Origin of the sequence: Dickeya sp. MK7, from assembly GCF_000406305.1 — a bacterium.
In the GTDB taxonomy this organism is placed as follows: Bacteria; Pseudomonadota; Gammaproteobacteria; order Enterobacterales; family Enterobacteriaceae; genus Dickeya; species Dickeya fangzhongdai.
In genome coordinates, this window is sequence record NZ_CM001984.1 from 4,249,748 (window position 1) to 4,269,341 (window position 19,594).

Genomic DNA, 19,594 nt, shown 5'->3' on the forward strand with positions numbered 1-19,594 from the left:
AGAAAAAAGCCCGTAAACACGGGCTTGATAGTGGCGGTAAATAACCTTAACGAGTAGAGAGGCTTTTCTCGGGCGATTTCATATAACGGAAGAAATCACTGTCGGGACTCAGCACCAGCACATCCTGATTGGTGCTGTTAAAGCTATTCTCATAGGCTCGCAGGCTACGAATAAAACCATAAAAAGCCGGATCCTGACTAAACGCGCCGGCGAACAGTTTAGCCGCGTCGGCATCCCCTTCACCGCGCAGGATTCGACCCTGGCGCTCAGCTTCCGCCAGCGTACGAGTGACCTCATAATCGGCCGCCGCCTTGATTTTCTCGGCCTGCTCCTGGCCCTGAGAGCGATGACGGCGTGCAACCGCTTCACGCTCGGCGCGCATACGCTGGTAGATCGCGTCCGATACTTCGGTTGGCAGGTTGATCTGCTTGATACGCACGTCGATCACCTCGATCCCGAGCGCCGCCATACTGTTAGGGTTGATCCGCGGACCACCGCTGGAAGTCTCGCGTTCCACACGCGCCGCCGCCGAGGCAATGGCGTTATCCGCTTCCGTAGTCTCGCCGGTACCGGCGTTCAGCGCCTCACGCACATCGGACATCAACTGGCCGCGGGAATCGGTCACGATGCCTTTCACATCCAGACGACCGATCTCGGAACGCAGACGGTCGCTGAACTTACGTTTCAGCAGGACTTCCGCCTGAGACACATCGCCACCGCCGGTAGCCAGGTAATAACGGCTGAAATCGCTGATACGCCATTTGATATAAGAATCGACAATCAGGTCTTTCTGCTCTTTGGTAATGAAGCGATCGGCCTGGTTTTCCATGGTCTGGATGCGGGCATCCAGCATTTTTACCGACTCAAGGAACGGAATCTTCACATGCAGACCGGGCAAATACACCAGCGGCTTGTTTTCGTTGTCGCGCAGGACTTTGCCAAAGCGCATCACGATACCGCGCTGACCTTCCTGCACCACAAACAGCGAGGCATAGACCACCAGCAGTAACAGGACAAGAATAAAGAGGACTGACTTACGCATTGATTATTCTCTCCCTACGCGAATGTTCTCGTCGCGCTGCGCGTTGGCGCGGCGTTGATCCATAATGTTGCCGTTGTTGCCGGAAGAACGCGGCGCATAGCCGACACCACTACTGTTTGATGAGGTTGACGGCAGACGCAACGGCGCCGGATTGGCGGCGTTGCCGCTCGTCGGCGCACTGGTCGAAACGCCCCCCTGACCACGCATAATTTGATCAAGCGGCAGGACCATCAGATTGTTGCTCTTGTCGCTCACCAGAACCTTGTTGGTGTGGCTCAGCACGCGCTCCATCGTCTCTATGTAGAGACGCTCGCGGGTAATTTCCGGCGCGGCTTTATACTCCGGCAACAGACGCGAGAAGCGGGACACTTCACCCTGCGCTTCCAGCACGGTGCGGTCTTTATAGGCGCGGGATTCCTCCAGAATACGCTGCGCCTGACCATTGGCGCGCGGCTGGACTTCGTTGGCGTAAGCTTCCGCCTCACGAATGTACTGCTGCTCGTTTTCACGAGCGGCGATCGCATCGTCGAACGCGGCTTTGACTTCCTCCGGCGGACGAGCGGTCTGGAAGTTCACGTCCAGCAGGGTAATACCCATATCATAAGGACGCACGGTTTCTTCCAGCACGCGCTGGGTATCCGTACGCACAATGGTGCGCCCTTCGGTCAGGATTTTATCCATGGTGTATTTGCCGATAACCCCGCGCAGCGCGCTGTCGGTGGCCTGACGCAGGCTGTCATCGGCATTGGTGACGCTAAACAGATACTTGTCCGGCTGGGTGACGCGGTACTGGACGTTCATCTCCACCCGCACCACATTCTCGTCAGACGTCAACATAACGCCGGACGTCGCCAGTTCACGAACGGACTCAACGTTTACGGCACGCACCGAATCAACAAAGGTCGGTTTCCAGTTCAGGCCCGGACCAACCAGATGGCTGAATTTGCCAAAACGGGTGACCACGCCGCGCTCGGCTTCCTTGATGGTATAGAAACCGCTGACGCCCCAGACCACCACGGCAGCCGCCACGACCAGCCCCAGAATACGGCCGCCGTTACCGCCGCCGCCCTGAGAACCGGTACCGGAACCAGACGACTTGCCACCCAGTTCGCCGAGCTTTTTGCTCAACTTACGGAAGATATCGTCGAGGTCAGGCGGTCCCTGATCCCGTCCACCTTTATTGTTTCCGCCAGAGTTGCCGCTATTGTTATTGCTGCTCCCCCACGGGTCGCGGTCCTGTCCGTTGTTACCGGGCTGATTCCACGCCATGTTTAGCTCCATTCATTATGATAGGTATTTTTCGGGGTCAATGTCCCAGAGTTATGAGACTGTCTGTGTCGCTCAGACAATATAATCCTGCAATTTCTGCTCCTGCTTGCACAGGCGCCGCCAGTCGATAATGGGCATTCTGACCACCAACCCTACGCTGCCGTCTTCCTCAATCCATTCTTTTTCTATTGCCTGAAGCTGGTAGAAACGGCTTCGCAGACGCCCGGCCTGCGGAGGAAGATGCAGAGAATAATGCGCAATTTCTCCGGAAAGCCGTTCAGTCAACGCCTGGAATAATAATGGAATCCCTTCTCCGGTCTGGGCAGAAAGCCATACCCTGATCGGTCGGTTCTCTTCATCACGGTCGATACGCGGTTCAATGTTTTCCAACCGGTCGATCTTGTTCATGATCAGCAGAAACGGAATATCGTCCGCTTCGATTTCAGCCAATACCTCATTCACGGCATCAATGTTTTCATCGATGCGAGCGTCAGAAGCATCAACCACATGCAACAGCAAGGTCGCTTCACGGGTTTCCTGCAGCGTCGCTTTAAACGCCGCCACCAGGTCATGCGGCAACTCACGAATAAAGCCGACGGTATCCGCCAGTACGGTATCCCCGACGTCATCCACATTGATGCGTCGCAAGGTCGGATCCAGCGTGGCAAACAGTTGGTCGGCGGCATACACATCCGCCGATGTCATGCGGTTGAACAGGGTCGATTTCCCGGCGTTGGTGTACCCCACCAACGAAACCGTCGGCACTTCGGCTCGGGTTCGCGCCCGACGCCCCTGTTCACGCTGCTTTTCCACCCTTTCAAGGCGGGACAAGATCTGACTGATACGATTACGCAGCAAACGCCGGTCGGTTTCCAACTGGGTTTCACCCGGCCCGCGCAAACCAATCCCGCCTTTCTGTCTTTCAAGGTGGGTCCAGCCGCGCACCAGACGCGTCGCCAGGTGGCGCAACTGCGCCAGCTCAACCTGCAGTTTACCCTCATGGGTGCGGGCGCGCTGAGCGAAGATATCCAGAATCAACCCGGTTCGGTCGATAACCCGGCATTCGCACAGCCGTTCCAGATTACGCTCCTGCGCGGGCGTCAACGCATGATTGAACAACACGACAAAGGCGCCGGTCGCTTTGACCGCCTGCGCGATCTCCTCCGCCTTGCCTTCGCCGACAAAATATTTGGAGTGCGGCGCCTTACGGCTGCCGGTAATCACCTGCAACGCGTCTATTCCGGCTGAAGACACCAGAGATTCAAACTCCAGCAGATCCTCAGTATCTTTCTCTTGCGAAAAGTAAATATGAACTAGTATGGCCTGTTCACCGGCTTCATAACGGTCAAACAACCGGGCACCCTCTCAGAAAAAAGCGACCACGGCAGTGAAAGTCGCTGCAATCAGCGCTTTTCCCGCCGTGGTAAACTGGTAAGGACGCGTTATTCAGCGTCATCACTTTCCTGCTGCGGCTGTTGCTGCGCAGACTGGTTATTGGCATGGTAGTTATTTGAGCCGGGATTATTGCTATGATGCGACACCGGGCGAGACGGAACTACCGTAGAAATGGCGTGTTTGTACACCATCTGACTAACCGTGTTTTTCAGCAGAATCACAAACTGATCGAAAGACTCAATCTGGCCTTGCAGCTTGATGCCATTAACCAAATAAATCGAAACCGGAACACGTTCACGACGCAAAGCGTTCAAGAACGGATCTTGCAAAGATTGCCCCTTAGCCATTCTATATTTTCCTTATTTGCTTGTTATTTGTAACAAAGAACCCTGCGGCCCTAAAATAACGTTATAAAAATTTGTGCCGAGAATCAGTCAATTGTAGACACAGGCAATTGTACACAATCGTCTAACCTATGCACTAACAACCTGAATCACCTTGCGTAACGCCTCTCCGGGCTGGTCGCTGTCAAGCCAGCAAACTTCTTCCCAGCCACGCAACCAGGTCATCTGGCGCTTCGCCAGCTGCCGGGTGGCGCAGATGCCACGATACACCATCTCATCGTAATCGATCTCGCCCGACAAATATGACCACATCTGGCGATATCCGACACAACGGATTGACGGCAACGCAGGATTCAAATCCGGCCGGGCGAACAGCGCCCGAGCCTCTGTTTCAAAACCTGATTCCAACATCTGCCGGAAACGCAACGCTATCCGTTCATGCAGCAACTCGCGCGTTGCCGGAGCAATCGCAAACTGATGAACACGATAGGGCAACGCTTCACCGGATGTCTTTGTCAACTCGGTTAAAGTGTTACCTGAAACGAAAAAAACTTCCAGTGCCCGAGACAGTCTCTGCGGATCATTTGGATGAATCCGAGCCGCCGACACCGGATCGATGGCACTCAACTGACGATGCAACGCTTCCCATCCCTCGGTCCGTGCGCGTTCTTCGATTTCCCGCCGTACCTGCGCATCCGCCGACGGCAGCGGCGACAACCCTTCCAGCAGCGCCTTGAAATACAGCATGGTGCCGCCCACCAGCAGCGGAATGCGCCCGGCGGCGGTGATCTCCGCCATCGCCTGCAGCGCATCGCGCCGAAAATCCGCGGCGGAATAGGCCTCGGCCGGATCAAGGATATCAAGCAGGCGATGCGGGGCTCGCGCCAGCTCTTCCGAACCAGGCTTGGCGGTACCGATATCCATACCGCGATAAATCAGCGCCGAATCCACGCTAATCAACTCAACGGGAAGTTGCTCGCGCAATGCCATCGCCAGCGCGGTTTTCCCGGACGCCGTCGGCCCCATGATAAAAATAGCAGGCGGATGCTGCGCCGTTTTAAACTCATTCATGCTTCTTCAACGCCTTGATGGCGGATTCAATATCCATCACATATAACAATTCTGACGGCGGCGTTTTCACGTGCAGAGGACATAAACGCTCTACATCGGACAACAGCTGTACGGCCTGAGCAAGCGTCCAGTTTTCACGCTCGCTGCCAAGTCGCCCGGCTATCCACGCCGCCACTGCATCAGGCTTCGCGTCATGAGAATCAGCAAGATAGCCTAGCAGGTCAGAAATCAAGTTTTGTAAATTTTGTTGTCTCAATGGTAAAGGTACCGCCCGCAGCGTAGCGCGCGGCGGCGCCAGTTCCACCTCGATTCCCATACGGGTCAATAGCGGCTGTTGCTGCTGCATGACCGCCAGCTCGGACGGGTTCAGCGTCAGCCGTTGCGGAATCAGCAACGGCTGCGGTCGTAATCCCTCGCCGGCGTCCAACGGCGTCAACTGCGCCTGCCTGAGGTAACGTTCCGCCACAGTCAACGACAACAACGCCAGACCTTGCTGATATTCCACCAGCGCATAGCTGGGCGGATACACCGTCAACACACGCCCCAGCCCTAACGCATGGCTCTCCAGCGGCGCTTCGCCAACTACCGCCGCCTTTACCGTCACATCGCGCTGCGCCGCAGGCACATCCCTGACCGGCGACATCTCTCGGGCGACCGTTTGCTGCCGCGATGACTCAGCATGCAGCAACTGCTGGTACAGCTCGCCCTGTTTCTTTTGATAACCGGCCGTCTCGGTCCGGGCAGGCTGGCGCTCACGAGCATGGTGACTCTCTACGTGACGCCCCGCGCTACCCGACGATACCGCTCTCGGCGTCTCCGGCGTTGGTTCTGCCGGCCGGGCAAACTGGTTTTCACCGGCGGCAGTCCGGTTTTCCGGCTGCCATGTCGTCGCCGGCGTCTGCGTATCGCCGACGCCGGTCAACCCCGGCGAGGCCGCCTGCTGTAATACCGTTATCACCGCCTGATAGATAAAGTCGTGTACCAGCCGGGCCTGATGGAAGCGAACCTCATGCTTGGCCGGATGCACATTGACATCCACCTGATGAGGGTCGACCTCCAGATACAGCACATAAGCCGGCTGTTGTTCATCGCGCAACTGATCCTGATACGCCTGACGAATCGCATGATTGATTAAGCGGTCACGCATCATGCGCTGATTGACGTAGCAATACTGCATTTCCGGCAACTGGCGCGACCCAGCCGGATCCGCCACCCAACCGTGAATTTTCAGATCGCCATGTTGCCAGGAGATCGCCAGCGCATGTTGCAGAAACGCCGCGCCACAGATGCTGCCAAGCCGCCTCTCGCGCTGGGCGGGCTCCGACACCGCGCGATATTGCCGGATCAGCTTACCGTTGTGATGCAACGTGATCGCCACATCGAAGCGCGCCAGCGCAATGCGGCGCACCACTTCATCGATGTGCATGAATTCCGTTTTTTCGGTACGCAGAAACTTGCGTCTGGCCGGGGTGTTGTAAAACAGATCCAAGACTTCCAGCGTCGTGCCAACCGGGTGCGCCGCCGGTTTGACGGTCACCGCCATCTCTCGCCCTTCGGCGTAGGCCTGCCACGCTTCCGCCTGCGCGTCGGTACGGGAAGTCAGCGTCAGGCGAGAGACCGAACTAATACTGGCCAGCGCTTCGCCGCGAAACCCCAGGCTGACGATCGCTTCCAAATCGTCAAGCGTGGCGATCTTGCTGGTGGCGTGGCGAGCCAGCGCCAGCGCCAGATCCGCCTTACCGATGCCACAGCCGTTATCCCGAATGCGAATCAGCTTCGCGCCGCCGCGTTCGATTTCGATATCGATCCGCGTCGCTCCGGCATCCAGGCTGTTTTCCACCAGTTCCTTGACGACGGAAGCGGGCCGCTCCACCACTTCGCCGGCAGCGATCTGGTTCGCCAACTGGGGCGGCAGCACCTGAATCGACATGGACTCTCCTCGTTTTATCACCCTGATCAGGCAGAAGGGATAATCAGCGTTTGCCCCAACTGCACGGTTCCGGAAGACATGTTGTTCGCCTGCTGGATCGCTTTCATACTCACGCCATACCGGCTGGCGATGGCACTCAGCGTATCGCCCCGCGTCACTTTGTGTTTTATCACGGTTGCGCTTTTCTTCACGCTCGAAGACAACGCGGCCGCAACGGGTTTGCTCTTCGTCGCCGAAACCGTCTTGACCGCCGGTGAGGCGCCGGACGGGATCCTCAGCCGTTGCCCCACCCAGACCACGTCTTTTTTCAGGCGGTTTGCTTCACGAATGGCGTTCATACTGACGCCATAATGCGCGGCGATCCCCGATAATGTTTCGCCGGTCGCGACAGTATGGCGTACCGTTGCTCCTGTTGCGATCTGAGCCGGCTCAGGGGCTGCTGCGTTTTTCACCGTCTGCGAGCCGAGCGGACGGTTTTCCTGCTTTGGGATATTTTGTAACGGATGAGTCTGGAAATAGCTGCGCAACCCCTGATAGATGGCGTTGGCAATCTTTTCCTGATACTCGTTGCTGCCCAGCAGCCGTTCCTCGCTCGGATTAGAAATGAACCCGGTTTCCACCAGCAAAGATGGAATATCCGGTGAACGCAATACGCCCAGGCTGGCGTGTTCCGGTCGGCGCTTATGCAGGCTGCCGACACGCTGCAGCTCGCGCAGCACTTTCACCGCCACATCATACCCCACCCGCTGCGAATGCCCGAACTGCAGATCCAGCACCGCCTGACTCAGGTACGGATCGGCCGCGCTGTTGGCCAGCAGATCGCCCGCGCCCCCCAGCAATTCGGACTGTTTTTCATGCTGTTCCAGCCAGTTGGCCATTTCACTGTTGGCGCGCCGGTTGGACAATACCCATACTGATGCGCCGGTCGCGCCGCGGTTAGGCGCCGCGTCCGCGTGAATCGATACCAGCAGGTTAGCCCCTTGCTTGCGCGCCACGTCGGAGCGCCCCATCACCGAAATAAAATAGTCGCCGTCGCGGGTCAGCACCGGTTTAAACTCCGGATCGGCGCTCATAATGGCGCGAAGTTTACGGGCTATCGAGATGGTGACATTTTTTTCATGTAGCCCGCCCGGCCCGGTGGCGCCCGGATCCTCACCGCCGTGGCCGGCGTCAATCGCGACAATGATTTTCTCGCCGCTGCCCGCCCGCCCAGATACCCGGGTCGGCGCAGCCGCTACCGCCGTGGCCGATGTCTGAGGAACCAGAGGATTGCGCCCGGCCTGCGCCGACGGTTGCATAGGCTGGGCCACTGGTTTGCGGACCACCGTTTTGCGTTCGCCAGTCAGGGTAAAGACGGCGCCATTGCCTTCTTTCACGGCCCGAACCTGCACCTTCTGGGTCAGGTCCAGCACCAGACGCAGGCTTTTCGGGTCTTTGGCGTTGCTGGTGCGAATGCGGGCAATCAGATTCTGGCCGTTAAACGCTAGCGGCAGCCCTTTCATCATGCCGGACTGGCTGATATCGATAACCACCCGGTTTGGATTATTCAGCGAAAAGTATTCATACACCGGCTGACCGCTAAAACTCAGCGTAACGACCGCCTCGCCGGCGGCGTTATTCACCCGGATATCGGTCAGGCTGCTCGCCCACAGCGGCCATGACAACATCAGCAGTAGCCCCAGCAGGGCCTTCATCAACCGCACAGTCATGGCGCTTCCTGCTCCGGCCAGGCGGCCAGCGCCGCTACGATCTGCTCGCCCTGCGGCGTACGGGCCTTGATCTCCGCCTGTCGGCCCGCCCCCTGATAGCCAAGATGTAATTCAACATCGGCTTGCGGCAAGAAGCCTGCGCCTTGTTGCGGCCATTCAATCAGGCAGAGGGCGTCCTGCGACAAATAGTCACGAATGCCCATAAACTCCAGTTCTTCAGGATCCGCCAGTCGATAAAGGTCGAAGTGATACACCGGACGCGGCAGCAGCGCATAGGGCTCTACCAGCGTATAGGTCGGGCTTTTCACATTGCCCTGATGCCCCAACGCCTGCAGAAATCCGCGGCTCAGCGTGGTTTTACCCGCCCCCAGATCGCCCAGCAGATAAATAATGGTGGCGCGCTCGCAGGCTCGGGCTAACGCCGCTCCCAGCGCAATCGTGGCTGCCTCGTCCGGCAAAGGTAACAAAAGCGTCTTCATTCTGTGTTTTCTAAGGATATCCGCTCAGGATTTACATACTGCGGCAATACCGCCATCAAATCGGTTGCCAACATCCCGCGTGTGCCCTGCCGCTGCGCCAGCCAGTCCGCTGCCGCTCCGTGGGCTACACAACCGGCGCAGGCGGCGTCGTACAACGACAGCCCTTGCGCCAGCATCGCCCCAATCATGCCTGCCAGCACGTCCCCCATACCGCCGGTCGCCATGCCGGGATTTCCCACATCGGCGATCGCCAATTCGCCCTGCTCGCCAGCCAGCACCGTACCGGCGCCTTTTAGCACTACCACGCCGCCATAGCGTTTCACCAGGCGTTGTGCAGCAAGTAAGCGATCACTTTCAATATCGGCAATCCGGCAGTTCAACAGACGGGCGGCTTCGCCGGGATGAGGCGTTAAAACGCGATTCTGACGTTTATGCGGGCTGATTGCCAGCAGGTTGAGCGCATCGGCATCCCATAACATGGATTTGTTACAATTTTCTGCGATTCGCAGTGCGTTTTTTCCCCATTCGCGCTGCCCCAGCCCCGGCCCGATCACCACTACATCCGCCCATTCGACGCCAGCCTTGACCGAATCGGTGGTCAGCTCCTGTACCATCAGTTCCGGGCGAGCCACCAGCAAGGCGGCCAGATAGCTTTTGTGAGTAAGCACTCGCACTAGCCCTGCGCCACTGCGTAACGCCGCTTCTCCCGCCATGAAAATCGCACCGCCGGTGCCTTCGTCGCCGCCGATAATCAACAAACGGCCGTGCTCGCCTTTATGCGCGCCCGCACGCCGTGGTTTCAGCCATTGTGTTAGCGACGCCGCGGTCAAACGCGCGATCGGCGCCGATTGTTGCGCCAGCCAGTCGCCAAGCCCTAAATCATGGTAATGAAGCTGTCCGACGACATCCCGTGCCTGGCCGGTTAATAAACCGAGCTTCAGCGCAATAAACGTCACCGTGTGAGCGGCATGGATCGCAGCCCCTGCGCAGACGCCGGTTTGCGCATTCAATCCGGAAGGAATATCCAGCGCGACGATCGGTGCCGGATGGCGGTTGGCCTGAGCGATCAGGGCGTCATAAGGCGCGCGGGGAGCGGACGACAGCCCGGTTCCCAGCAGGCCGTCAATGATCAGGTCGACATCATCAGGCCACGGCGCATCGACATGCTGCTCGCTGCCCCCGGCATCGAACCATGCCTGACGCGCCAGATGCGCTTCTGCCGGCAGCGGCCGATCGCCGCTCCCCGCAACCACCGTGACCGCAATTCCTGCGCCGCGCGCCAGAGCGGCGACCACATACCCGTCGCCGCCGTTGTTGCCGTGCCCACACAGAATCAGCCAGTGCCGGGCGGTAGGGTATCGCTGTTGCGCTATGCGAAAAGCGGCATCGCCCGCGCGCTGCATCAGCGTATTTAATGAGACGCCGACATAACGCGCGGCATAAGGCTCCTCACGGCGCAGCCAGTCGGGTAAAAAAACAGTATGAGGCAGGTCGGGTAATGATCCGCCGGGCTGATACACGCGATGGTCTTGATGCATGTCATCCCTCCGTCGGTAGCAGGATAGTGCGCCTCAACTTAGCAAGCTCTGCCGGGAAGCGCCATATGCGGAGAAACGGAATAAGGATAACAATAGGCTGAACGCAATTCAGCGTAGCGATCCTTCCAGCACGTCGACAAACTGTCTTAATGCTTGTACATGCGTCTGCACGGTTTGTTCGTCGTAGCTCATCAGCAACGTTTCACGCACATCGTTAATCAACGTCGCCGATGAAGATAGATCCGCCGAGGCAAAACGGTTCGCTACCTGGTCGCCGGCAATCGACTGGAACAATTTCCCGGCATTCTCCTGATATTCACTAATCCATTCGGGGTGCTGGGGAAATTGCTTCACAAAATCGAGATAAGGCGCAAACCAGTCGCCACCGCTTTCCAGCGCGCCCAGATATGCCTGATAGCGGCCAGGATCTTTTTCCTTCATCAGTTCGGCGACATCCACTTTATACTCGTTCGTGCCGGGAACACGCTCAGGCAGGGTAAGATAAGAAATGTTGCCGTTGTCATCGACCTGACGTGTTTTCACTACCGATGCCAGCAGATTCATGCTTTCCATAAACGCCGTTTTCTTATTGCCGCTCAGATAGCGCTCGGCGAAATAGCCGGCCTGCGACAAACCAAGCTCCAGCGCCAGCTGACGCTGCTCGTCGTCCAGCTCAGCCGCATTCACGAAGTTGTCGTCAATCAGGCGGTATATGGCTTGCGAAACCTGCTCCGGCTGATCGGCCAGCGCCGCCGACACCCCATTATCGATCTGCGAAGAAAAATAATACCGCGCCGGCGAGTCCACAATATCGCCCTCTGCCAGCTGGCGTCCCTCATTGCTGATTTGGACGTATTCAACCATCGGTTTCTCCGCGCGCGTCACATACGCCAGCGTCGTCTCCTGTGGCTGATTGGGGTCAATACGCAAATTCAGATCCTGATTCACCAGCCGATAGGCTGAAAGCGCTACTGTTTCCACTTCATCTCCTCCCAGAGCCATGACGAAAACCGCCAATTCGCTCAAGTTATCGACACCTTGTGGGAAAATATTAATAATTATGTCTATTTGTTAATTGCGCTACCACCGACTCGCCGCGAACGATGCCGGGACAATGTGATAAAATCAGACGCCCGATTTCTTCTTGATGGTTACGCATGACATACCCCTACGATCTCAACGAACTCGCACAGCTCATCAAGCAATGGGGGCTTGAATTGGGTTTTCAGCAAGTGGGGATTTGCGACACGGATTTGTCTCATGAAGAACCCCGCCTTCAGGCGTGGCTCGACAATCAGTATCACGGCGAAATGGAATGGATGGCGCGCCACGGCATGATGCGGGCCCGCCCGCATGAACTGCTGCCCGGAACGTTACGCGTCATCAGCGTGCGCATGAATTATCTGCCGGCCAAAGCCGCGTTTGCCAGCACGCTGAAAAACCCGCATCTCGGGTATGTCAGCCGCTACGCTCTGGGGCGCGACTATCATAAGTTACTGCGCCAACGGCTGAAAAAGCTGGGCGACCGAATTCAGGAGCATTGCGGCGAATTACAGTTTCGTCCCTTTGTCGATTCCGCACCGATCATGGAACGGCCACTGGCCGCTAAAGCTGGGCTTGGATGGGTTGGCAAGCACTCACTGGTGTTGAACCGGGAAGCGGGTTCCTGGTTCTTTCTGGGGGAACTGCTTATTGACCTGCCTTTGCCGGTAGACCAGCCGGTTGAAGAGCAGTGTGGTAAATGCGTAGCCTGCATGACGACCTGCCCTACCGGCGCAATCGTCGAGCCTTACACTATTGATGCCCGCCGCTGTATTTCCTACCTGACCATTGAGCTGGAAGGCGCAATTCCGGAGCCTCTGCGTCCATTGATGGGAAACCGCATCTACGGCTGTGACGATTGCCAGTTGATTTGCCCCTGGAATCGCTTCTCACAACTTACCGACGAACCCGATTTCAGCCCGCGGGCGGCCTTGCATGCCCCAGAATTACTGGCGCTGTTTAGTTGGGATGAAACCCGTTTTTTGCGGGTAACTGAAGGTTCCGCTATCCGGCGCATCGGCCACGAACGCTGGCTGCGTAATATCGCCGTCGCACTGGGCAACGCGCCCTACGAAGATAAGATCATCCTGGCGCTGCAGAGCAGGCTGGGAGAAAGTGCCCTGCTGGACGAACATATTCATTGGGCCATCGACCAACAGCTAACCCGACGCAGCCAGCAATCTATCGACGTTCAGCCTATTGATGTTCAGCCGCCGCAAAAAAAGCGGTTAATCCGCGCGATAGAGAAAGGTTTGCCGAGAGACGCCTGAATTTTGCGTTGCGATTGTTTGACGATCCTGAACCATCCATCTGTGGATAATTTTAAAAAAGCGTTGTCAATCAATCATCACAAAAAGTACAAGTGATCTGGATAGCGTTTTTTATCATAAATTTATCTTTTTATTTCAATATCTTGAAATGACATCTTTTTCATGACATTTCCAGACAAACGCACGCAACCCATTTTCAGGCTGTGGATAAGTCTGTTCAGAAAAGTATGAACATATGCAGAAAAGTTGTATGAAAATGAAGAGATGAAGAAGTGTAAAACTGGAGCGGGAAACGAGACTCGAACTCGCGACCCCGACCTTGGCAAGGTCGTGCTCTACCAACTGAGCTATTCCCGCACACGCAACGCTTAAGTATCGACGCTTTTCCGCCAAACGCAAACTGACGTGATCACATTTTGCGCTACTTTTATTACATCACAGCTAACTTATTGATTTAACTGTGTTTTAAAAGCTGTATCGCAAAGAGGGCAGCATTATGAACCAATCCGCCCATTCTGACAAGGGGGGAAAACAACTTTCTTTGCGCCGCGCAGACACCCGATAAATGATTTTATCCGCCAGCCATCGCAGCACCTCCGTACTCTGCCGATGACGCAAAAACTTATCCAGCCTTACTTTTGAAGTAAGGAAGCGCTGTCCTATTTCAGAACACTCTACTATATAAGGTAGTAAACGATAAAGATTCTTATTATCGAAAATAGCAAATAGGAAAATCACCACTAAAAAAAGTCTGTCATTGCTGTAAAATAGTGACTTAACCTGTAAAATCGGCGCAGTAAAAGATAGGTACTGAACATAGACGATGCAGGCGCATCTGCTTGATATATATAAAACCCATACAATTCAGAGCTTTGGCAACTGTGAGCCAAGGGCGGTAGCTTGTCTGAATTAATATATCCCCAAGCGATTCGAAAAACCCTTTTTCGAACGGAAAACAATCAAGGTTATTACAAGATGTTACTCCCCGTAATCATGGCTGGTGGTACAGGTAGTCGCCTGTGGCCGCTTTCACGTGAACTTTATCCCAAGCAGTTCATTTGTCTCCACGGTCAGAATTCCATGCTGCAGGAAACGGTTAACCGTCTGAGTGGTATTGAAACACGAGCGCCTGTAGTTATCTGTAACGAAGAACATCGCTTCCTGGTTGCAGAACAGTTGAGACAAATTAACCAGCTATCCAACAATATCATTCTGGAACCTGCGGGGCGTAATACCGCTCCGGCGATCGCGTTAGCCGCACTGAATGCGATCAGGCAGGGAGAAGACCCTCTCCTCCTGGTGCTGGCCGCCGACCACATCATTGAAAATAAAGCCGCCTTTCACTCCTCCATCAAAAAAGCCATCGCTTACGCCCAGAAAGGAAGTTTGGTCACGTTTGGTATCGTCCCTACCGGCCCTGAGACCGGCTACGGATATATTCAGCGCGGCGAAAAATTACCCGGTGACGAATTTGCGCCTCATAAGGTTTTACGGTTTGTTGAAAAACCAAGCCTTGAGATTGCAGAGGAATATTTGCAATCGGGCGAATATTACTGGAATAGCGGTATGTTCATGTTCCGTGCCAAGCGTTATTTGCAGGAACTGGAAAAATTCCGCCCCGATATTTTGAAAGCGTGCCAATTATCTATTGATGGCGTTAGTCAGCAAGGGGACTTTATTAATGTCCAGACCGAGCACTTTATTACCTGCCCGGATGAGTCCATCGATTACGCTGTAATGGAAAAAACGGAAGACGCCGTTGTTGTTCCTTTGGACGCAGGATGGAGCGATGTCGGCTCCTGGTCGGCGCTATGGGAAGTCAATGACAAAGATGACGACGGCAACTCCCTGAAAGGCGATACCTTCCTGCATAACACCAAGAACTGTTATATCAATACCGATGATCAGTTGGTTGCCGCAATCGGCGTTGATAACCTGGTAATTGTAAATACCAAGGATGCAGTGCTGGTGGTCCAGAAAGATCAGGTTCAGGATGTAAAACGGGTGGTTGAATTCCTGAAAGAAAAATGCCGCCGCGAATACCGCCGTCACCGGGAAACTTACTGGCCCTGGGGACGCTGCGACCTGATTGTACGCACTGACAGATTTAATGTTAACCGCATTACCGTAAAACCCGGCGAATCATTCCCATTGCAGATGCATTATCACCGCACCGAGCATTGGGTCATTCTGTCTGGTACAGCCAAGGTGACCATTCAGGACAAAACCCAGTTATTAACTGAAAATCAATCCACTTTTATCCCAATCGGCGCTATGCATAAGCTTGAGAATCCTGGGAAGATCCCGCTGGAAATGCTGGAAATCCAATCTGGTTCCTATTTGGGTGATGATGATTTTATTGAAATAAACTGATAATCAAAATTTCAGAAGGGATATATGTCAGCATTAACGTGTTTCAAAGCATACGATATTCGCGGCGAATTAGGCAAAGAGTTGAATGAGGATATCGCTTATCGCATCGGCCGAGCCTACGGGCAATTCCTTTCACCCAAAACGGTAGTCGTAGGCGGCGATGTTCGTCTAACCAGCGAATCCCTAAAAATGGCGCTGGCAAACGGGTTGATGGACTCTGGCACCGATGTGCTGGATATCGGATTAAGCGGCACGGAAGAAGTGTATTTCACCACTTTCCACCTGAACCTCGATGGCGGCATTGAGGTCACAGCCAGTCATAACCCGATGAATTACAACGGCATGAAGTTAGTCCGGGATAATGCAAAGCCGATCAGCGGCGACACTGGGTTACGAGATATTCAGCGGCTTGCGGAAGAAAACAATTTCCCTGCGGTTGATCCGCAAAAGCGCGGTTCTTATAAGAAGATCAACATACTGAATGCGTATGTCGACCATCTAATGAGCTACATCGATCTCAACAATTTCACGCAACCGCTCAAGCTGGTCATCAACTCTGGCAACGGCGCCGCTGGTCACGTTATCGATGAGATCGAGAAACGATTCAAACAAGCCAACGCCCCGGTTGAATTTATCAAGGTACACCATCAGGCGGATGGTAATTTCCCTAATGGTATCCCTAACCCTCTACTGCCTGAATGCCGCAAAGATACCTCTGATGCCATGCTCAAGCATAATGCGGATATGGGCGTTGCGTTCGACGGAGATTTTGATCGCTGCTTCCTTTATGATAATCATGCCGATTTTATCGAGGGTTACTACATTGTCGGCTTGCTCGCCGAAGCCTTTCTGCAGAAAGAATCTGGCGCAAAAATCATCCATGACCCACGCCTGACCTGGAATACGATTGATATCGTTAAGAAAGCCGGCGGCGTTCCCGTCATGTCAAAAACCGGCCATGCGTTCATCAAAGAACGGATGCGTAGCGAAAACGCTATTTATGGCGGTGAAATGAGCGCACACCACTACTTCAGAGATTTCGCCTACTGCGATAGCGGTATGATCCCCTGGTTGTTGGTTGCAGAGTTACTGTGTATTAAAAAAACCACGCTTTCAGACACCCTGAATGAAAGAGTAAATTTATTCCCGTGCAGCGGAGAAATAAATTATCGCGTTGAGAATTCAAAAGAAGTTCTGTCCCGGATTGAAGAAGCCTATATAGGTAATGCCAAGCGCGCAGAATATGTTGATGGAGTGAGTATTGAATACGAGGATTTTAGGTTCAATGTCCGAGTTTCCAACACCGAACCGCTTCTGAGACTGAATGTAGAGACCAACAACAGCAGCGAGTTACTGCGTGCCGAAGTTGAGAAGCTAGATAAAATTATTAAATCTTAATATCAAGACAGTAAAATAATATTGGAGAATTATAGATGAAGAAAGTTGCTTTGATTTCCGGTGTAACAGGGCAGGATGGTTCTTATCTTGCTGAGTTCCTTTTGGAAAAAGGTTACGAAGTTCACGGTATTAAGCGCCGTTCATCACTCTTTAATACACAGCGTGTTGACCATTTGTATCAGGATCCCCATGAAGAGAATGTAAAATTCAACCTTCATTATGGCGATCTGACTGATACCTCCAACCTGACTCGTATTATTGCTGAAGTTCAGCCTGACGAAATTTACAACCTGGGCGCCCAGTCACACGTTGCAGTCAGCTTCGAATCCCCGGAATACACGGCGGATGTTGATGCTATCGGTACGCTTCGCCTGCTGGAATCCATCCGTTTCCTGGGCCTGGCCGAAAAAACCCGTTTCTATCAGGCATCCACCTCCGAACTGTATGGTCTGGTGCAGGAAATCCCGCAGAAAGAAACCACGCCGTTCTACCCGAGAAGCCCGTACGCCGTAGCTAAAATGTACGCTTACTGGATTACAGTAAACTACAGAGAATCCTATGGCATGTACGCCTGTAACGGTATCCTCTTCAACCATGAATCTCCGCGTCGCGGCGAAACGTTTGTGACTCGTAAAATCACACGCGGCCTGTCCAACATTGCACAGGGCCTGGAAAAATGCATTTACATGGGCAACCTCGATTCTCTGCGCGACTGGGGTCATGCTCGTGACTACGTCAGAATGCAGTGGATGATGCTGCAGCAGGAAAAACCGGAAGACTTCGTCATCGCGACCGGCGTTCAGTATAGCGTACGTGATTTCATCAGAATGTCTGCGGCCAAACTGGGTATCGAACTGGAATTCACCGGTACTGGCGTCAACGAAAAAGCAGTAGTATCCAAAATCACCGGTAATAATGCGCCGGCACTGAAAGTAGGCGATGTGATCGTGGCTGTCGACCCACGTTACTTCCGCCCTGCTGAAGTAGATACGCTGCTGGGTGACCCGAGCAAAGCCAAAAACAAACTGGGCTGGGTACCGGAAACAACACTGGAAGAAATGATCGATGAAATGGTCGCTTATGACCTGGAAAAAGCCAAGCAATTCGCTTTGCTGAAATCCAACGGTTACGATGTAAGCGTAAGCGTAGAATAACTCGATACAACAAATTAAAAGAGCTGTGTTAATCAGCTCTTTTATTAATTTGGGCATTTCCTACATGTTAAATGACTTAAAATCAGCGTTAAAAAACCCAGAGTCGTGGGTCGTTTTATCCTGGTATGATATAAAGCAGAGATATAAACGTTCAACACTAGGCCCTTTTTGGGTAACGATCAGTACTGCTATTCTGGTAGGGATGTTGAGCTTATTGTGGTCAACTCTCTTTAAGTTGGATGTACAAGATTACCTTCCTTTTTTCTGTATTGGTCAGGTATTCTGGACATATATATCTACCCAACTGACAGAAGCCAGCAATGGTTTTATTCAGTTTGATTATATAATCCGTCAGTCGAAAATATCTTTCACATCAATAATGTTAAGAATATTAAGTAGAAACATTATTGTTTTCCTTCATAACTTCATTATTATTATCTTTGTTATTACCTTTGTCGGTCCAGGATGGACTGTTACCGCCCTGCTATCCATTATAGGGTTTGTATTGCTATCAGTGGCATTAGTCTCAAGCTCTCTGATCTTAGGTATCATATGTACCCGATTCAGAGATATGCAGATGATTATTCAAAATATTCTGCTCGTCAGTTTCTACTTTACTCCAATAATGTGGAAAACAGATCAACTGAATGAACAATGGCTTTATTGGGTACAATTCAATCCATTAGTTCATTTCTTTAACATTATCCGTGAGCCCATGCTTGGTCATTTGCCAGACCAGAACTCAATAATTATCGCGACCGCGATAACTGTTGTTCTGTTTATACTGTCAATGATAACTCTCAATAAGACTAAAACCAAGATTGCGTACTGGCTTTAATATATGAAGAAAATAATTGAGGCGGTAAACGTCAGCGTTGAGTTTCCGATATATTCATCATCCCAGCGAAGCCTGAAAAAGATGCTTTTCAAGCGTACCGTCGGGGGTGGATTCAACGATAGCACAAGTTATGTCACGGTTAAGGCCCTGAATAATGTCTCCTTTGATATACATGAAGGCGAACGGGTCGCGCTGATAGGGCATAACGGCGCAGGGAAAACTACGCTGTTACGTGTTCTGGCCGGTGTCTATCACCCTTCTTCCGGCGCTATCAATATTGAGGGGGAAGTTGTCTCCCTCATCGATATGGCAATGGGAATGGACAGTGAGGCAACGGGATACCAGAATATTTTTATACGAGGAATCCTGCTTGGTTTGAGAAGAAAAGAAATCTCCAAGCATATCGATTACATTATCGAATTCAGTGAACTCGGTGATTATATCAATCTCCCCGTCAGAACCTATTCCAGCGGTATGCTGTTACGCCTTGCCTTCTCCATCATCTCTATCCTGAAACCCAGTGTTCTGCTGATGGATGAATGGCTGACCGTTGGCGATACCTATTTCAGAGAAAAAATGGGGAAAAAACTGGAAGAGATGATCAACAATACATCTGTCCTGGTACTGGCCTCTCATTCCAAAGATATTATCAAAAAATACTGTAATAAGTTCTTCTTACTACAGAACGGAACTATTACAGAACTGGCACTCTCTGAGATAGATAATTATCTATAATGGTGAA

General features: G+C 53.2%; 16 protein-coding genes and 1 tRNA gene. 6 read left to right on the forward strand and 11 right to left on the reverse strand.

Translation table 11 applies throughout. The features are described 5' to 3' along the window. Positions 1-46 precede the first annotated feature (46 nt). The 10 genes from hflC to DXXMK7_RS18400 all read right to left on the reverse strand — a co-directional run bounded on the left by hflC (position 47) and on the right by DXXMK7_RS18400 (position 11,779). On the reverse strand, positions 47-1,042 hold the full coding sequence (gene hflC, locus DXXMK7_RS18355) for a protease modulator HflC (protein WP_038665419.1): 996 nt from the start codon (positions 1,040-1,042) through the stop codon (positions 47-49). Between the two features lie 3 nt (positions 1,043-1,045). Beyond that, complete coding sequence (hflK, locus tag DXXMK7_RS18360) at positions 1,046-2,311, reverse strand: FtsH protease activity modulator HflK (protein ID WP_038920305.1); 1,266 nt, start codon at positions 2,309-2,311, stop codon at positions 1,046-1,048. A gap of 72 nt (positions 2,312-2,383) precedes the next feature. Beyond that, entirely contained in the window at positions 2,384-3,664 is a 1,281-nt protein-coding gene (gene hflX, locus DXXMK7_RS18365; RefSeq protein ID WP_038920306.1) for a ribosome rescue GTPase HflX, read from the reverse strand. 89 nt (positions 3,665-3,753) lie between these two features. Continuing rightward, entirely contained in the window at positions 3,754-4,053 is a 300-nt protein-coding gene (gene hfq, locus DXXMK7_RS18370) for an RNA chaperone Hfq (RefSeq protein ID WP_033567471.1), read from the reverse strand. A gap of 126 nt (positions 4,054-4,179) precedes the next feature. Continuing rightward, complete coding sequence (gene miaA / locus DXXMK7_RS18375; RefSeq protein ID WP_038920307.1) at positions 4,180-5,121, reverse strand: tRNA (adenosine(37)-N6)-dimethylallyltransferase MiaA; 942 nt, start codon at positions 5,119-5,121, stop codon at positions 4,180-4,182. Further along, positions 5,114-7,051 (reverse strand): DNA mismatch repair endonuclease MutL, encoded by a 1,938-nt coding sequence (gene mutL / locus DXXMK7_RS18380; RefSeq protein ID WP_038920309.1) that lies wholly within the window; start codon positions 7,049-7,051, stop codon positions 5,114-5,116. The genes miaA and mutL overlap by 8 nt, the downstream gene beginning before the upstream one ends. 26 nt (positions 7,052-7,077) lie before the next feature. Then, entirely contained in the window at positions 7,078-8,760 is a 1,683-nt protein-coding gene (gene amiB / locus DXXMK7_RS18385) for an N-acetylmuramoyl-L-alanine amidase AmiB (protein WP_038920310.1), read from the reverse strand. Then, the gene (tsaE, locus tag DXXMK7_RS18390; protein WP_038920311.1) at positions 8,757-9,239 is read right to left on the reverse strand and encodes a tRNA (adenosine(37)-N6)-threonylcarbamoyltransferase complex ATPase subunit type 1 TsaE; all 483 of its coding nucleotides are present in this window, start codon (positions 9,237-9,239) and stop codon (positions 8,757-8,759) included. Before tsaE ends, amiB begins: the two co-directional genes overlap by 4 nt. Next, positions 9,236-10,777, reverse strand: coding sequence for a bifunctional ADP-dependent NAD(P)H-hydrate dehydratase/NAD(P)H-hydrate epimerase (gene nnr / locus DXXMK7_RS18395; RefSeq protein WP_038920312.1), 1,542 nt, complete (start codon positions 10,775-10,777; stop codon positions 9,236-9,238). The genes tsaE and nnr overlap by 4 nt, the downstream gene beginning before the upstream one ends. Positions 10,778-10,885: 108 nt before the next feature. Continuing rightward, positions 10,886-11,779: a hypothetical protein gene (locus tag DXXMK7_RS18400; RefSeq protein ID WP_225623140.1), complete on the reverse strand. Its 894-nt coding sequence runs from the start codon at positions 11,777-11,779 to the stop codon at positions 10,886-10,888. A 155-nt stretch (positions 11,780-11,934) separates the two neighbouring features. On the opposite strand from DXXMK7_RS18400, the gene queG reads away from it, so the two are divergent. Further along, positions 11,935-13,089, forward strand: a complete 1,155-nt coding sequence (gene queG / locus DXXMK7_RS18405) for a tRNA epoxyqueuosine(34) reductase QueG (RefSeq protein ID WP_038920313.1) — start codon at positions 11,935-11,937, stop codon at positions 13,087-13,089. Positions 13,090-13,370: 281 nt separating this feature from the next. On the opposite strand, the gene DXXMK7_RS18410 is transcribed toward queG, so the two are convergent. Beyond that, positions 13,371-13,446 (reverse strand) — tRNA-Gly (locus tag DXXMK7_RS18410). A 618-nt stretch (positions 13,447-14,064) separates the two neighbouring features. Here DXXMK7_RS18410 and DXXMK7_RS18415 point away from each other — a divergent pair. From DXXMK7_RS18415 to DXXMK7_RS18435, 5 genes are all read left to right on the forward strand, one after another. Next, positions 14,065-15,462 carry a mannose-1-phosphate guanylyltransferase/mannose-6-phosphate isomerase gene (locus DXXMK7_RS18415; RefSeq protein WP_038665391.1) on the forward strand — a complete coding sequence of 466 codons (1,398 nt, stop codon included), beginning with the start codon at positions 14,065-14,067 and terminating at the stop codon, positions 15,460-15,462. A 24-nt stretch (positions 15,463-15,486) separates the two neighbouring features. Beyond that, the gene (locus DXXMK7_RS18420) at positions 15,487-16,860 is read left to right on the forward strand and encodes a phosphomannomutase/phosphoglucomutase (RefSeq protein ID WP_038920314.1); all 1,374 of its coding nucleotides are present in this window, start codon (positions 15,487-15,489) and stop codon (positions 16,858-16,860) included. A 35-nt stretch (positions 16,861-16,895) separates the two neighbouring features. Further along, positions 16,896-18,014, forward strand: a complete 1,119-nt coding sequence (gene gmd / locus DXXMK7_RS18425) for a GDP-mannose 4,6-dehydratase (RefSeq protein WP_038665385.1) — start codon at positions 16,896-16,898, stop codon at positions 18,012-18,014. A 64-nt stretch (positions 18,015-18,078) separates the two neighbouring features. Next, complete coding sequence (locus DXXMK7_RS18430) at positions 18,079-18,852, forward strand: ABC transporter permease (protein WP_038921132.1); 774 nt, start codon at positions 18,079-18,081, stop codon at positions 18,850-18,852. A gap of 3 nt (positions 18,853-18,855) precedes the next feature. Further along, a complete protein-coding gene (locus tag DXXMK7_RS18435) occupies positions 18,856-19,587 on the forward strand; it encodes an ABC transporter ATP-binding protein (RefSeq protein WP_038920315.1) in 732 nt (243 codons plus the stop codon). Positions 19,588-19,594 lie beyond the last annotated feature (7 nt).

Bases quoted from the DNA above. Each gene is read 5' to 3' on its own strand.
- hflC (WP_038665419.1), bottom strand. From the start codon at position 1,042: ATGCGTAAGTCAGTCCTCTTTATTCTTGTCCTGTTACTGCTGGTGGTC.
- hflK (WP_038920305.1), bottom strand. From the start codon at position 2,311: ATGGCGTGGAATCAGCCCGGTAACAACGGACAGGACCGCGACCCGTGG.
- hfq (WP_033567471.1), bottom strand. From the start codon at position 4,053: ATGGCTAAGGGGCAATCTTTGCAAGATCCGTTCTTGAACGCTTTGCGT.
- miaA (WP_038920307.1), bottom strand. From the start codon at position 5,121: ATGAATGAGTTTAAAACGGCGCAGCATCCGCCTGCTATTTTTATCATG.
- mutL (WP_038920309.1), bottom strand. From the start codon at position 7,051: ATGTCGATTCAGGTGCTGCCGCCCCAGTTGGCGAACCAGATCGCTGCC.
- amiB (WP_038920310.1), bottom strand. From the start codon at position 8,760: ATGACTGTGCGGTTGATGAAGGCCCTGCTGGGGCTACTGCTGATGTTG.
- tsaE (WP_038920311.1), bottom strand. From the start codon at position 9,239: ATGAAGACGCTTTTGTTACCTTTGCCGGACGAGGCAGCCACGATTGCG.
- nnr (WP_038920312.1), bottom strand. From the start codon at position 10,777: ATGCATCAAGACCATCGCGTGTATCAGCCCGGCGGATCATTACCCGAC.
- DXXMK7_RS18400 (WP_225623140.1), bottom strand. From the start codon at position 11,779: ATGGCTCTGGGAGGAGATGAAGTGGAAACAGTAGCGCTTTCAGCCTAT.
- queG (WP_038920313.1), top strand. From the start codon at position 11,935: ATGACATACCCCTACGATCTCAACGAACTCGCACAGCTCATCAAGCAA.
- DXXMK7_RS18415 (WP_038665391.1), top strand. From the start codon at position 14,065: ATGTTACTCCCCGTAATCATGGCTGGTGGTACAGGTAGTCGCCTGTGG.
- DXXMK7_RS18420 (WP_038920314.1), top strand. From the start codon at position 15,487: ATGTCAGCATTAACGTGTTTCAAAGCATACGATATTCGCGGCGAATTA.
- gmd (WP_038665385.1), top strand. From the start codon at position 16,896: ATGAAGAAAGTTGCTTTGATTTCCGGTGTAACAGGGCAGGATGGTTCT.
- DXXMK7_RS18430 (WP_038921132.1), top strand. From the start codon at position 18,079: ATGTTAAATGACTTAAAATCAGCGTTAAAAAACCCAGAGTCGTGGGTC.
- DXXMK7_RS18435 (WP_038920315.1), top strand. From the start codon at position 18,856: ATGAAGAAAATAATTGAGGCGGTAAACGTCAGCGTTGAGTTTCCGATA.